Raw genomic sequence first — 14,554 nt, 5'->3', positions numbered from 1 at the left:
CCCCCCGCCGACCGGCCGCCCCGACCGATCCCGCGTGAAGGACGAATGTGTCGACAGTGAGTGAACCCGTCAGCCTCTCGACCCCCAGGGGGGTGGACGCGGGCCTGACCCCCAAGCAGCTCGCCGACAAGTACGGCCTGTCGGTGAGCGGCGCCCGGCCGGGTCTGTTCGCCTACACCAAGCAGCTCTGGGCCCGGCGCCACTTCATCTGGGCCTTCGCCACCGCCCGCCTGGTGGCCCAGTACACCGACGCCAAGCTCGGCCAGCTGTGGCAGGTCGTCACCCCGCTGCTCAACTGCGCGGTGTTCTACCTGGTCTTCGGCGTGATCCTGGCGAGCAAGGACGGCTTCCCGCCGGACACCTACATCGCCTGGCTCTGCATCGGCGTCTTCGTCTTCCAGTTCACCCAGAACGCGGTGCAGTCCGGCACCCGGGCGATCTCCGACAACCTCGGCCTGATCCGCGCGCTGCACTTCCCCCGGGCCAGCCTGCCGATCGCCTTCACGGTGATCCAGCTCCAGCAGCTGCTGATCTCGATGGTCGTCCTGGTCGTCACCGTCCTGGCCAGCGGCATCGCCCCGGGCAAGACCTGGCTGCTGATCGTTCCGGCGCTGATCCTGCAGACGCTGTTCAACACCGGCATCTCCCTGATCATGGCCCGGATCGGCGCCAAGACCAGCGACATCTCCCAGCTGATCCCGTTCGTGATGCGCGCGTGGATGTTCCTGTCCGGCGTGATGTTCAGCATCCAGGACCGGGTCCACAAGTGGCCGCACTACATCCAGGTGATCTGCGCCATCAACCCGGCCTCGGTCTACATGGACCTGCTGCGGCACGCCTTCGCGCCGATCATCTACAACCCGCACCAGACCCCCCACCAGTCCCTGCCGCCGCACCAGTGGGCGTACGGCCTCGCCTGGGGCGTCGGGATGTTCGTCATCGGATACGTCTTCTTCTGGAAGGCCGAGGAGGAGTACGGCCGTGGCTGACGTCGACCTGAGCAAGAACGACCTGGTCCGGGACACCGACGTGGCCCGCGAGCCCACCGTCGTCGTCGACGACGTGCACATCGTCTACCGGGTGCACGGCGCCGGCTCCGGAAAGGGCAGCGCGACCTCGGCGCTGAGCCGCATCGTCAGCCGCAAGCGCGCGGCCGGCGTGCGCGAGGTTCACGCGGTCAAGGGCATCAGCTTCACCGCGTACAAGGGCGAGGCGATCGGCCTGATCGGCTCCAACGGGTCCGGCAAGTCGACCATGCTGGCCGCCATCGCGGGCCTGCTGCCGACCGAGAAGGGCGGCATCTACACCAACGGCCAGCCCTCGCTGCTGGGCGTCAACGCGGCGCTGATGAACGAGCTCACCGGTGAGCGCAACGTCGTCCTCGGCTGCCTGGCCATGGGGATGTCCCCGGCCGACGTGCGGGCGCGCTACCAGGAGATCGTCGACTTCTCCGGCATCAACGACAAGGGCGACTTCATCTCCCTGCCGATGCGCACCTACTCCTCCGGCATGGGCGCCCGCCTGCGCTTCTCGATCGCGGCCGCCAAGACCCACGACGTGCTGCTGATCGACGAGGCCCTGGCCACCGGTGACCAGGCCTTCCAGCAGCGCAGCAAGCGCCGCATCGACGAGCTGCGCGGCTCCGCCGGTACGGTCTTCCTGGTCAGCCACGACAACAACTCGATCCGCGAGGTCTGCGAGCGGACCATCTGGATCGAGGCGGGCGAGCTGGTCATGGACGGCCCGACCGAGGAGGTCGTCGGCCGCTACGAGCGCGGCGAGCGCCCGTAACGCGCACCCGAGCGACCAGGGCCGGTCCCGGAACCTCCGGGACCGGCCCTTCGGCTTGCCCCCCGCCGGTAGCCCGGGTGGCCGCCGCCGCGGGGGTGAGCCCGCGGCCGCCGCGCGGGGCGCCCTTCTCCCGCAGGCCCCGGGGTGCCAGTCTGGTGGGCGCGGGGGCGGTGTGCCTGACGTGACGCCCGCGCTCGGACGCGTGTCCGAGTCGGGCCGGTGATACCCAGCGGTGTAGAACGGGGGAGTGACAGCAGTGTCGGCTTCGGCCCAGCCCAGTGATACGCCGGTGAACCGTTCCGCGGGTCAGACCCTGGAGAAGGCGGGTGCCGAGAACTTCCCGGTCGCCCCGTTCTTCCTGCCCGCCGCCTGGCGCGACGACCTGATGGCGGTGTACGGCTTCGCCCGCCTGGTCGACGACGCCGGCGACGGCGACCTGGCCGACCCGGCCGCCACCGCCCGACAGCTCGGGGTCGAGCCCACCCCGGCCGCCACTCCTTCGGAGCAGTCCGGCCCGCCCACCGCGCAGGAGGCGGCCTTCCGCCTCGCCCTGCTCGACGGGCTGGAGCACGACCTCGACCGGGTCTTCGAAGCCGCGCTGCACCCCGGCGGCCCCTCCGGGCCCGGCGCCGAGGCCCCGCGCCACCCGCTGATGCGCGCCCTGGTGCCGGTGGTCGACCGGCACGGCCTGACCCCCGAGCCGTTCCGCCGTCTGATCGAGGCCAACCGGGTGGACCAGACCACCGCCCGCTACCCCACCTACGACGACCTGGTCGGCTACTGCACGCTCTCCGCCGACCCGGTCGGCCGCCTCGTGCTGGCCATCGCGGGCGTCTCCACCCCCGAGCGGATCGAGCTCTCCGACGCCATCTGCACCGCCCTCCAGGTGGTCGAACACCTGCAGGACGTCGCCGAGGACCTCGGCCGCGGCCGGATCTACCTCCCGACCGAGGACCTGGAGCGCTTCGGCGTCACCGAGGCCGACCTCGCCGCCCCCTCCGCCGACGGCGCCGTCCGGGAGCTGATCGCCTTCGAGGCGGAACGGGCCCGCACCCTGCTCGATCGCGGCGCACCATTGGTAGGTACGGTTCGGGGGAGGCTTCGACTGCTCCTGGCGGGATTCACCGCCGGCGGATACGCGGCCCTGGCGGCCATCGAGGACGCCGGGTACGACGTACTCGCCCGACAGGCGAAGCCGGACAAGCGCCGCCTCGCAGCGAAGGCGGCGGCCATCTTCGCGAAGGGAAGGTGAACGCCCGCGTGGCGGCATCACCACTGGCGTCGGCCCCGGTCATGGCGGCGTACCGGTACTGCGAGGCAGTCACCGGGCTGCAGGCGCGCAACTTCAGCTACGGCATCCGCCTGCTGCCCGAGCCCAAGCGGCTGGCCATGTCGGCCCTGTACGCCCTGGCCCGCCGGGTGGACGACATCGGCGACGGCGACCTCCCGGCCGACCGCAAGGCCGACGCGCTGCTGCGCACCCGGGAGCTGGTGGACGAGGTCCGCTCCGGGGTGGTCGCCGAGGACGACACCGACCCGATCAAGGTCGCGCTGGCCGACACGGCCCGGCGCTTCCCCGTCCCGCTCGGCGGCTTCGACGAGCTGATCGACGGCGTCGAGATGGACCTCAAGGGCGCCGAGTACCAGACGTACGAGGAGCTGAAGGTCTACTGCCGCTGCGTGGCCGGCGCGATCGGGCGGCTCTCGCTCGGCGTCTACGGCTGCGACGACCCCGAGCGCGGGGCCGAGTACGCGGACACCCTGGGCCTGGCGCTGCAGCTCACCAACATCCTGCGCGACCTGCGCGAGGACGCCCTCAACGGCCGCACCTACCTCCCCACCGAGGACCTGGTCCGGTTCGGCTGCGAGCAGGGCTTCGCACTGGCCACACCGCCGACCGGCGCGGACTTCACCGGCCTGGTCGCCTTCGAGGCCGCCCGCGCCCAGGCCGCCTTCGAGGAGGGCCTGCGCCTGCTGCCGATGCTCGACCGCCGCAGCCGCGCCTGCACCGCCGCGATGGCCGGGATCTACCATCGGCTGCTCGGCCGGATCGCCGCCGACCCCGCGTCGGTGCTGCGCGGCCGGGTCTCGCTGCCGGGCTGGGAGAAGGCGTACGTGGCGCTTTCCGGGCTCGCCGGGGGGCGTTCTTGATTCTCGCCACAGTTCTGTCACGCTGTGTCAGCGGGGAATCACGTGCGGGCAGTGCCGTGTTGACCGAACGAGTACCGGCTTCAACGACCGCCTCCCGGCGGTCCGGCGGATGCGAGGGGGAGGACCGATGACCGGGCGAGCCGATGCCGCGCGCCCGGTCGCCGTCGTGGTCGGCGGCGGGCTGGCCGGGATCACCGCGGCGCTGCGCCTGGCCGAGGCGGGCCACCGGGTCACCCTCGCGGAGGGCAGGCCGCGACTCGGCGGGCTGGCCTTCTCGTTCCGGCGCGGGGACCTCACCGTCGACAACGGCCAGCACGTCTACCTCCGCTGCTGCACCGCCTACCGCGGCCTGCTGGAGCGGCTCGGCGCCGCCCGGCTGGTCCACCTGCAGGAGCGCCTGGACGTTCCGGTGCTCTCCGTCACCGGGCCCGCCTCCGCGCCGGTGCGCACCCTCGGACGGCTGCGGCGGGCCGGCCTGCCCGTCCCGCTCCACCTGGCCGGCAGCCTCGCCCGCTACCCGCACCTGTCCCCGGCGGACCGCGCCCGGGTGGTCCGCGGCGCGCTCGCCCTCAAGGGGCTGGACCTCGACGACCCGGCGCTGGACGAGATCTCCTTCGGCTCGTGGCTGCGCCACCACGGGCAGAACGACGCCACCCAGGCGGCCCTGTGGGACCTGGTCGGCGTCGCCACCCTGAACGCCCGGGCCGATCAGGTGTCGATGGCGCTGGCGGCCAAGGTGTTCCAGACCGGCCTGCTCTCCGACCCGGGCGCCGCCGACATCGGCATCGCCGCGGCCCCGCTGGGCGCGATCCACCACGACCGGGCGCTCGCCGAGCTGGAGCGCGCCGGCGTGAAGGTGCTGCTGCGCACCCGGGTGGCGGAGCTCAAGCCGGCCGCCCCCCAGCACGCCGTCCTGCTGGAGGGCGGGGAGCCCCTTACCGCCGACACCGTCGTCCTGGCCGGCGCCCAGGACAGCGCGGCCGCCCTGCTGCCGCCGAACGCGATCCCGGGGCAGGAGCGGCTGGCCGGGTTCGGCACCGCGCCGATCCTCAACGTGCACGTGATCTACGACCGCGCGCTGGTGCGCCGGCCGTTCTTCGCCGCCCTCGGCTCCCCGGTCCAGTGGGTGTTCGACCGGACGGCGCACTCCGGCCTGGCCGGCACCGAACTCGGCCGGGCCCACCCGGGCGCCCAGTACCTGGCGCTCTCGCAGTCCGCCGCGCAGGACGAGATCGACCTGCCGGTCGCCGAGCTGCGCCGCCGCTACCTGCCCGAGCTGGAGCGGCTGCTGCCGGCCGCGGCCGGTGCCGAGGTGCTGGACTTCTTCGTCACCCGGGAACGCACCGCGACCTTCGACCCGGCCCCGGGCAACGGCGCACTGCGCCCGTCCGCCCGCACCGGCGTCCCTGGCCTGCTGCTGGCCGGCTCGTGGACGGCCACCGGCTGGCCCGCGACCATGGAGGGCGCCGTGCGCAGCGGCCACGCCGCCGCCGACGCCGCGCTCGCCGCGACCGGCACCCGCGTGCCGGTGGACCGCGGCGACGGGAGGTGGCCCAGGTGACGGCGGGCCCCGCCGCCGGAGAGCCCGTCAGAGCCGACGGGCGTACCGTCGAGCCCACCGGCGGAATCGCCGCGTCCGGCCCGGGCGGCCGGACCGGCACCCTTGGCATCGGCAGCACTCGAATCGACACCAGCCGCACCGACGGCACCCGGCCGCACCGTGCGGTCCGGCACCATGAGGGAGAGGGAACGCACGTGGAGTCACGCACCGGCTTCGCCGTCGGAGGCACGGCGCACGCCGAACCGGTCTCGGTGCCGGAGCTGCTCGCCCGCAGCCGTACGCTCTGCACCCCGCCGCTGCGGGCCGCCGTCGCCCGTTTGGCCGCACCGATGGACACCGTCGCGGCCTACCACTTCGGCTGGATCGACCGGGACGGCACGCCCGTCGCCGGGGACGGCGGCAAGGCCGTGCGCCCGGCGCTGGCGCTGCTGTCCGCCCAGGCCACCGGCGCGGCGGCCGAGGTGGGCGTGCCCGGTGGGGTGGCCGTTGAACTGGTGCACAATTTCTCCCTGCTCCATGATGATCTGATGGACGGTGACGAGACCCGGAGGCACCGGGCCACCGCCTGGACGGTCTTCGGGCCCGCCCAGGCGATCCTGGTCGGTGACGCCCTGGCGACGCTCGGCACGGAGGTTCTGCTCGACGCCGCGGTGACCGGCGGCGCGAGCCCCACCGACGCCGCGCGCGCCGTCCGACTGCTCACCACGGCGACCCGCCGGTTGATCGACGGCCAGGCCATGGACGTCGCCTTCGAACAGCGCGACAGCGTGACCGTCGCCGAGTGCCTGGAGATGGAGGGCGGAAAGACGGCGGCCCTGCTGGCCGCCGCCTCGGCGATCGGCGCGGTCCTGGCCGGGGCGGACGACAAGGTCTCCGACTCCCTGCAGCGCTACGGCCACCACCTCGGCCTGGCCTTCCAGGCGGTGGACGACCTGCTCGGCATCTGGGGTGCCACCGAGGTCACCGGCAAGCCGCACTGGGGCGACCTGCGCCAGCGCAAGAAGTCCCTCCCGGTCGCCGCCGCGCTGGCCGAGGGCGGCCCGGCCTCGCGCCGGCTCGCCGGACAGCTGGCCGACCCGAAGGGACGCGGGGAGGAGAGCGAGCCCGAGCTCGCCGCCCGCGCCGCGCTGATCGAGGAGGCCGGCGGCCGCGCCTGGACCCAGGAGGAGGCCCGCCGCCAGCACACGAGTGCCCTCGCCGCCCTGGACGAGGTGCCCATGTCCGACGAGGTGCGCGAGCACTTCGTCGCACTCGCCGAATTCGTGGTGGTACGAGAGAGGTGACGTTACGTTGACAGCAACCGCGGACGGCCGGCTCGACCCTGAGTACGATTCCGAGCCGGTCGCGGTGGGCGACCGCCCCCCGGCCCTGCTGGGCGCGGGGCGGCGGCAGCCCGAGGACACCGACCGGTTGCCGGCCGGTGAGGCGGACCACGGACCGGCCGACGCGCGGGAGGCCCTGGCCCGCGCCACCACCCACCTGCTCTCGCTGCAGTCCTCCGAGGGCTGGTGGAAGGGCGACCTGGAGACCAACGTCACCATGGACGCCGAGGATTTACTGCTCCGGCAGTTCCTCGGGATCCGGACCGAGGAGCAGACCCGCGCCACCGCCGCGTGGATCCGCTCCCAGCAGCGTGAGGACGGCACCTGGGCCACCTTCCACGGCGGGCCGCCCGAACTGTCCACCACCGTCGAGGCGTACGTCGCGCTCAAACTCGCGGGCGACGACCCGAACGCCCCGCACATGCTGGCCGCCGCCCGGTACGTCCGCTCCGCGGGCGGCATCGCGGCCGCCCGGGTGTTCACCCGGATCTGGCTCGCGCTGTTCGGCTGGTGGCCCTGGGCGCGGCTGCCGGAGATGCCGCCGGAGATCATCTTCCTGCCCAAGTGGCTGCCGCTGAACATCTACGCCTTCGGCTGCTGGGCCCGTCAGACCATCGTCCCGCTGACCGTCGTCTCCTCCCACCGGCCCGTACGTCCGGCGCCCTTCCCGCTCACCGAGCTGCACACCGACCCGGACGACCCGTACCCCGAACGGCCGCTCGCCCCCGCCACCACCTGGGACGGCCTGTTCGAGCGCCTCGACAAGGTGCTCCACGCCTACCACCGCCGGGCCTTCCGCCCGTTGCGCCGGCTGGCCGTCTCCCAGGCCTGCCGCTGGATCGTCGAACGGCAGGAGGCCGACGGCTGCTGGGGCGGCATCCAACCGCCCGCCGTCTACTCGCTGATCGCCCTGCACCTGGAGGGCTATGAGCTGGAGCACCCGGTGATGCAGGCGGGGCTCGCCTCCTTCGACCGCTTCACCGTGCACACCGAGGACGGCAAGCGCTGGCTGGAGGCCTGCCAGTCCCCGGTCTGGGACACCTGCCTGGCCACCATCGCGCTGGCCGACGCCGGCGTCCCGGCCGACCACCCGGCGCTGGTCTCCGCCGTCGACTGGATGCTCGGCGAGGAGATCCGCAAGCGCGGCGACTGGGCGGTCCAGCGGCCCGGCCTCCCGGCCGGCGGCTGGGCCTTCGAGTTCGAGAACGACACCTACCCCGACATCGACGACACCGCCGAGGTGGTCCTGGCGCTGCGCCGGGTGGCGCACCCCGACCCGGCCAGGGTGGCCGCGGCGGTGGACCGCGGCGTGCGGTGGAACCTCGGCATGCAGTCCAAGAACGGCGCCTGGGGCGCCTTCGACGTCGACAACACCAGCACGCTGCCCAACAAGCTGCCGTTCTGCGACTTCGGCGAGGTCGTCGACCCGCCCTCCGCCGACGTGACCGCCCACGTGGTGGAGATGCTCGCGGAGACCGGCCGCGCCCGCGACCCCCGGACCCGGCGCGGCATCGAGTGGCTGCTGCGCAACCAGGAGGCGGACGGCTCCTGGTTCGGCCGCTGGGGCACCAACTACATCTACGGCACCGGCTCGGTGCTGCCCGCCCTGGTCGCGGCCGGCGTCCCGGACGAGCACCCGGCGATCCGCCGGGCGGTGCGCTGGCTGGAGGACCGGCAGAACGCCGACGGCGGCTGGGGCGAGGACATGCGCTCCTACGACGACCCGGCCCGCTGGGCCGGGCGCGGCGACTCCACGGCCTCGCAGACCGCGTGGGCGCTGATGGCGCTGCTCGCGGCCGGCGAGGGCCCGGACGGCCGGGCCAACCCCGCGGTGGAACGCGGCGTGGACTGGCTGGTCCGCACCCAGCTGCCCGAGGGCACCTGGGACGAACCGCAGTTCACCGGCACCGGCTTCCCGTGGGACTTCTCCATCAACTACCACCTGTACCGGCTGGTCTTCCCGGTCACCGCGCTCGGCCGCTACCTGCACGGCCACCCGGGCAGGGCCGACGCGGGCGGCACCCCGGCGATCGGGGCGGTGCGGTGACCACGGCCCCGCTGCTGGTGCTCTGCGCCCTGGGCCCCGAGGTCTGGGCCCTGCGCGGGGGCGACTGGCGCGGCGCGGTCGGCGGGTCCCCGGTGCTGGTGCGCACCGGGGTCGGCCGCCGGCGCGCCGGGACGGCCGTCCGGCGGCTGCTCGGCTCCGCCCCCGGCGGCTACGGCGCCGTCGTGGTGGCCGGCTTCGGCGCCGCGCTCGGCCCCGGCGTGCAACCCGGCGACGTCGTCGCGGCCGACGGGGTGCGCGACGCCGAGGGCCACCTCTACCCGGTCGGCTCCGGCCCGGACCTCACCCGGGCGCTGAAGGAGCGCGGCCTGACCGTGCACACCGGGGTGCACCACACCGCCGACCACGTGGTGCGCGGCATCGAACGGCGGGCGCTGCACCTGCAGGGCGCCCTCGCCGTCGACATGGAGGCCGCCGCCGTCCTGGCCGCGCTGCGGGAGGTGCGGCCGACGCTGCCCGCGGCCGTCCTGCGAGTGGTGGTCGACACCCCCGAGCACGAGCTGCTGCGGCCCGGGACGCTCCCCGCCGGCGTACGGGCCTGGCGGACCCTGCGGGCGACGGTACCCGCCCTCGTCGACTGGTACCGGCAGGAGCGCGGACCCCGCCCCGACGACCTGTTCCACCCCACATCCTCGACGCTCCCCCAGGAGGCGAGCTAGCCATGGCCATGCCGTTGCGCCAGACCGTGCGGGTCGGCACCTACCTCATGCAGCAGAAGCTGCTCAAGCGACGGGACAAGTTCCCGCTGATCGTGGAGCTGGAACCGCTGTTCGCCTGCAACCTCGCCTGCGAGGGCTGCGGCAAGATCCAGCACCCGGCGGGTGTCCTGAAGCAGCGGATGCCCGTCGCCCAGGCGGTCGGCGCGGTGCTGGAGTCGGGTGCCCCGATGGTCTCGATCGCCGGTGGCGAGCCGCTGATGCACCCGCAGATCGACGAGATCGTCCGGCAGCTGGTGGAGCGCCGCAAGTACGTGTTCCTGTGCACCAACGCGCTGCTGCTGCGCAAGAAGATGGACAAGTTCAAGCCCTCGCCGTACTTCACCTTCGCCGTGCACATCGACGGCCTGCGCGAGCGGCACGACGAGTCGGTGGCCAAGGAGGGCACCTTCGACGAGGCGGTCGCGGCGATCAAGGAGGCCAAGCGGCGCGGCTTCCGGGTCACCACCAACAGCACCTTCTTCAACACCGACACCCCGCAGACCGTCATCGACGTGCTGGACTTCCTCAACGACGAGCTGAAGGTGGACGAGATGATGATCTCGCCCGCCTACGCCTACGAGAAGGCCCCCGACCAGGAGCACTTCCTCGGCGTCGAGCAGACCCGGGAGCTCTTCCGCAAGGCCTTCGCCGGCGGCAACCGGCGCCGCTGGCGGCTCAACCACAGCCCGCTCTTCCTGGACTTCCTGGAGGGCAAGGCCGACTTCGAATGCACCCCCTGGGGCATCCCCAACTACTCGCTGTTCGGCTGGCAGCGGCCCTGCTACCTGATGGCCGACGGCTACGTGCCCACCTACCGCGAGCTGGTCGAGAAGACCGACTGGAGCAAGTACGGCCGCGGCAAGGACCCGCGCTGCGCCAACTGCATGGCCCACTGCGGCTACGAGCCGACCGCCGTCCTCGCGACGATGGGATCGCTGCAGCAGTCGCTGCGCGCCATCACCGAGACCGTCAGCGGCAACCAGGGCCGCTGAGCCGGGAGTTGACCGCCAGGTCGGCACCCCGGCCCGGGCCCGCGCGCCCGGGCCGGCTCCGCCCGCCCCGCCGGGCGGAGGCACCACCGCACCGCTCCGAGTCGTGAGGTGTACCCATGTCACTGCTCTCCCGCGTCACGTCGCCGGCCGAGCTTCGCAAGCTCCCGGCGGCCGAACTCCCGATGCTCGCCGACGAGATCCGCGACTTCCTGATCGACGCCGTCACCCGCACCGGCGGACACCTCGGGCCCAACCTGGGCGTGGTGGAGCTGACCATCGCGCTGCACCGGGTCTTCGACTCGCCGTACGACCGGATCGTCTTCGACACCGGCCACCAGAGCTACGTGCACAAACTCCTCACCGGCCGCCAGGACTTCACCCGGCTGCGGATGCGCGGCGGGCTCTCCGGCTACCCCTCGCGCGCCGAGTCCGAGCACGACCTGGTCGAGAACTCGCACGCCTCCACCGCGCTCTCCTACGCCGACGGACTGGCCAAGGCCGCCCAGCTGCTCGGCCAGCACGACCGGCGCACCGTGGCGGTGATCGGCGACGGCGCGCTCACCGGCGGGCTCGCCTGGGAGGCGCTCAACAACATCGCCGAGGCCCGCGACCGGCCACTGGTCATCGTCGTCAACGACAACGAGCGCTCCTACGCCAGGACCATCGGCGGCCTCGCCAACCACCTCGCCACGCTGCGCACCACCCAGGGCTACGAGCGCTTCCTCGCCCTCGGCAAGGAGGCGCTGCAGCGCACCCCGCTGGTCGGGCAGCCGATCTTCGACGCGCTGCACGGCGCCAAGAAGGGGTTCAAGGACGCCTTCGCCCCCCAGGGCATGTTCGAGGACCTCGGCCTGAAGTACCTCGGACCGATCGACGGCCACGACCTGGCCGCGGTCGAGCAGGCCCTGCGCCAGGCCCGCAACTTCGGCGGACCGGTCATCGTGCACTGCCTGACCGTCAAGGGGCGCGGCTACCGGCCCGCCGAGCAGGACGAGGCCGACCGCTTCCACGCCGTCAACCCGATCGACCCGTACACCTGCCTGCCGATCTCGCCCAGCAGCGGCGTCTCCTGGACCTCGGTGTTCGGGGACGAGCTGCTCGCGCTCGGCGGCGAGCGGCCGGAGCTGGTGGCGATCACCGCGGCGATGCTGCAGCCGGTGGGCCTGGCGCCGTTCGCCAAGGCGTACCCGGCGCGGACCTTCGACGTCGGGATCGCCGAGCAGCACGCCGTGACCAGCGCGGCCGGGCTGGCGACCGGCGGGCTGCACCCGGTGGTCGCGGTGTACGCGACCTTCCTGAACCGGGCCTTCGACCAGGTGCTGATGGACGTCGCCCTGCACCGGCTCGGCGTCACCTTCGTGCTCGACCGCTCCGGGGTGACCGGCCCGGACGGCGCCTCGCACAACGGCATGTGGGACATGTCCATCCTGCAGGTCGTGCCCGGTCTGCGGCTCGCCGCGCCGCGCGACGCCGAGCAGCTGCGCGCCCAGCTGCGCGAAGCCGTCGAGGTCGATGACGCGCCGACGGTCGTGCGCTTCCCCAAGGGGAACGTCGGGCCCGCGGTGCCGGCCGTCGAGCGGATCGGCGGCGTGGACGTGCTGCTGCGCACCGGGAGGCCCGCCGAGATCCTGCTGGTCGCCGTCGGCACCACCGCCTCGGCCTGCCTGGACGCCGCCCGGCTGCTGCTCGCCGAGGGCTTCACCGCCACCGTGGTCGACCCGCGCTGGGTCAAACCGGTCGACCCGGCGCTGCCGGAACTCGCGGCCGCGCACCGGCTGGTGGTCACCGTCGAGGACAACGGCCGGACCGGCGGGGTCGGTTCGGCGATCGCCCAGGCGCTGCGCGACGCCGACGTCGACGTACCGGTGCGGGTGCTCGGCCTGCCGCAGGAGTTCCTCGGGCACGCCTCGCGCGGGGAGATCCTCGAGGAGGCCGGGCTCACCGGGACCGGGGTCGCCGCCCAGGCCGCCGTCTTCGCCAAGAACCTGCTACCGAACCGAGGAGCGAACCCGCGCCATGCCGGCTGACCCAGACCTCCCCGCCTCCGACGGCGAGGCCTCCGCCCGCCCCGCCTCCGACGGCTCCGCGCGCCCCGCCGCCGACGGCGACGGTTCCGTGCGGCCTGCCCCGAACGGCGGCGCCCCGCGGCCCGCCTTCGACCTCGCCGCTCTGATCGCCGAGCGCGGGCGTGAGCGTTACGAGCTGACCAGCCGCTACCTCAACCCGCAGCTGTCCCGGATGCTCCACACCATCGGCTTCGACAAGTACTACGAGCGCGCCAAGGGGCCGTACTTCTACGACGCCGAGGGCAACGAGTACCTCGACATGCTGGCCGGCTTCGGCATCTTCGCGCTCGGCCGCCACCACCCCGTGGTGCGCTCGGCGATCCAGCAGGTGATGGACCTGGACCTGCCGGACCTGGTCCGCTTCGACTGCTCGCCGCTGCCGGGACTGCTGGCCGAGCGGCTCCTCTCGTACGCGCCCGGGCTGGACCGGGTGTTCTTCGGCAACAGCGGCACGGAGGCGGTGGAGACCGCGCTGAAGTTCGCCCGCTACGCCACCGGACGGCGCCGGATCCTCTACGCCGACCACGCCTTCCACGGGCTGACCACCGGCTCCCTCTCGGTCAACGGGGAGAGCGGCTTCCGCAAGGGCTTCGACCCGCTGCTCCCGGACACCGCCATCCCGCTCGGCGATCTCGGCGCGCTGGCCAAGGAGTTGAAGCGCGGCGACGTCGCGGCGCTGATCGTCGAACCGATCCAGGGCAAGGGCGTCCAGGCGCCGCCGCCCGGCTGGCTGCGCGCCGCCCAGGCGCTGCTGCACGAGCACAAGGCGCTGCTGATCTGCGACGAGGTGCAGACCGGGATCGGCCGCAGCGGGGAGTTCTTCGCCTACCAGCACGAGGACGGGGTGCTGCCCGACCTGGTCTGCGCGGCCAAAGCGCTCTCCGGCGGCTACGTGCCGATCGGCGCGACGCTCGGCAAGGGCTGGATCTTCGAGAAGGTGTACTCCTCGATGGACCGGGTGCTGGTGCACTCGGCCAGCTTCGGGTCCAACGCCCAGGCCATGGCTGCCGGGCTGGCGACCCTGGAGGTCATGCGGGACGAGAAGGTGGTGGAGAACGCCCGCGCGGTCGGCGACCTGTTCCGCGAGCGGCTGACGGCGCTGGTCGACAGGTACGAGCTGCTCGCCGAGGTGCGCGGGCGCGGGCTGATGATCGGCATCGAGTTCGGCCGGCCGAAGTCGCTCAAGCTGCGCACCGGGTGGGCGGCCCTGCAGGCGGCGCGCAAGGGACTGTTCGCGCAGATGGTCGTGGTCCCGCTGCTGCAGCGCCACCGGATCCTGACCCAGGTGTCCGGGGACCACCTGGAAGTGATCAAGCTGATCCCGCCGCTGATCATCACCGAGCGGGACGTGGACCGGTTCATGGACGCCTTCACCGACATCATGGACGAGGCCCACCGGGGGAGCGGCCTGATGTGGGACTTCGGACGGACCCTGGTGAAGCAGGCGGTCGGCAGTCGCTGACGGACGGCCGGGGCCGGGAACCGCAGAGCCCGGAACTGTCGGCCCCCGGACCTGCCGGCCCGGAAGCGGTGAGTGGGAAGTCGGCCGGGCCGACTTCCCACTCACCGGGAGACACCGCGTCAGAGCTCGGTCCGGCGGCGCCGGACGACCACCACGAGATCGACGACGGCGAACAGGGAGAGCAGACCGCAGGCGACGGCGAAGCCGGTGAGGGTGCCCCGGCTGGGTGCGCCGTCGACGGGAGAGGCGGCCGCCCAGGCGGCGAAGCCCGCCGTGGCCAGCACGAACAGCGGCGTGAAGGTGAGCGAGAGCAGGTAGCGGAGCTTGAGGTCGCTGCGGGCGGTGGTCGGCTCGGTACCGCTGCGCCACCGCCGCGGCGTGGTGGTGCGCATCGTGGTTCACCTCCGGACCGCGGGGGTCGGGCTACGATTCCAGCGTACGACCGA

The 14,554-nt window shown here is 73.3% G+C and carries 12 protein-coding genes; 11 read left to right on the top strand and 1 reads right to left on the bottom strand.

Translation table 11 applies throughout. The features are described from left to right. The first annotated feature begins 47 nt into the window (after positions 1-47). The 11 genes from ACZ6Y7_RS19100 to ACZ6Y7_RS19050 all read left to right on the top strand — a co-directional run bounded on the left by ACZ6Y7_RS19100 (position 48) and on the right by ACZ6Y7_RS19050 (position 14,108). Complete coding sequence (locus tag ACZ6Y7_RS19100) at positions 48-989, top strand: ABC transporter permease (RefSeq protein ID WP_465759060.1); 942 nt, start codon at positions 48-50, stop codon at positions 987-989. Further along, positions 982-1,791 carry an ABC transporter ATP-binding protein gene (locus tag ACZ6Y7_RS19095; RefSeq protein WP_465759059.1) on the top strand — a complete coding sequence of 270 codons (810 nt, stop codon included), beginning with the start codon at positions 982-984 and terminating at the stop codon, positions 1,789-1,791. The genes ACZ6Y7_RS19100 and ACZ6Y7_RS19095 overlap by 8 nt, the downstream gene beginning before the upstream one ends. Before the next feature lie 289 nt (positions 1,792-2,080). After that, positions 2,081-3,043, top strand: a complete 963-nt coding sequence (hpnC, locus tag ACZ6Y7_RS19090; protein ID WP_465759058.1) for a squalene synthase HpnC — start codon at positions 2,081-2,083, stop codon at positions 3,041-3,043. A gap of 41 nt (positions 3,044-3,084) precedes the next feature. Beyond that, complete coding sequence (gene hpnD, locus ACZ6Y7_RS19085) at positions 3,085-3,942, top strand: presqualene diphosphate synthase HpnD (RefSeq protein WP_465759130.1); 858 nt, start codon at positions 3,085-3,087, stop codon at positions 3,940-3,942. Positions 3,943-4,069: 127 nt separating this feature from the next. Then, a complete protein-coding gene (gene hpnE, locus ACZ6Y7_RS19080; protein WP_465759057.1) occupies positions 4,070-5,503 on the top strand; it encodes a hydroxysqualene dehydroxylase HpnE in 1,434 nt (477 codons plus the stop codon). A 194-nt stretch (positions 5,504-5,697) separates the two neighbouring features. After that, positions 5,698-6,786 carry a polyprenyl synthetase family protein gene (locus ACZ6Y7_RS19075; protein ID WP_465759056.1) on the top strand — a complete coding sequence of 363 codons (1,089 nt, stop codon included), beginning with the start codon at positions 5,698-5,700 and terminating at the stop codon, positions 6,784-6,786. Positions 6,787-6,793: 7 nt separating this feature from the next. Further along, complete coding sequence (shc, locus tag ACZ6Y7_RS19070) at positions 6,794-8,872, top strand: squalene--hopene cyclase (protein WP_465759055.1); 2,079 nt, start codon at positions 6,794-6,796, stop codon at positions 8,870-8,872. Further along, the gene (locus tag ACZ6Y7_RS19065; protein WP_465759054.1) at positions 8,869-9,549 is read left to right on the top strand and encodes a 5'-methylthioadenosine/S-adenosylhomocysteine nucleosidase family protein; all 681 of its coding nucleotides are present in this window, start codon (positions 8,869-8,871) and stop codon (positions 9,547-9,549) included. Before shc ends, ACZ6Y7_RS19065 begins: the two co-directional genes overlap by 4 nt. A gap of 2 nt (positions 9,550-9,551) precedes the next feature. Continuing rightward, positions 9,552-10,580 (top strand): adenosyl-hopene transferase HpnH, encoded by a 1,029-nt coding sequence (hpnH, locus tag ACZ6Y7_RS19060; RefSeq protein WP_465759053.1) that lies wholly within the window; start codon positions 9,552-9,554, stop codon positions 10,578-10,580. Between the two features lie 116 nt (positions 10,581-10,696). Beyond that, the gene (gene dxs, locus ACZ6Y7_RS19055) at positions 10,697-12,607 is read left to right on the top strand and encodes a 1-deoxy-D-xylulose-5-phosphate synthase (protein WP_465759052.1); all 1,911 of its coding nucleotides are present in this window, start codon (positions 10,697-10,699) and stop codon (positions 12,605-12,607) included. Then, positions 12,597-14,108 carry an aspartate aminotransferase family protein gene (locus ACZ6Y7_RS19050; protein WP_465759051.1) on the top strand — a complete coding sequence of 504 codons (1,512 nt, stop codon included), beginning with the start codon at positions 12,597-12,599 and terminating at the stop codon, positions 14,106-14,108. Before dxs ends, ACZ6Y7_RS19050 begins: the two co-directional genes overlap by 11 nt. A 119-nt stretch (positions 14,109-14,227) precedes the next feature. On the opposite strand, the gene ACZ6Y7_RS19045 is transcribed toward ACZ6Y7_RS19050, so the two are convergent. Continuing rightward, a complete protein-coding gene (locus tag ACZ6Y7_RS19045; RefSeq protein ID WP_465759050.1) occupies positions 14,228-14,500 on the bottom strand; it encodes a DUF6343 family protein in 273 nt (90 codons plus the stop codon). Positions 14,501-14,554: the final 54 nt, after the last annotated feature.

It is taken from the genome of Kitasatospora sp. NPDC053308 (assembly GCF_055585785.1).
The sequence above is the reverse complement of the archived record's forward strand: the minus strand, read 5'-3'. Positions and strand labels throughout refer to the sequence as shown.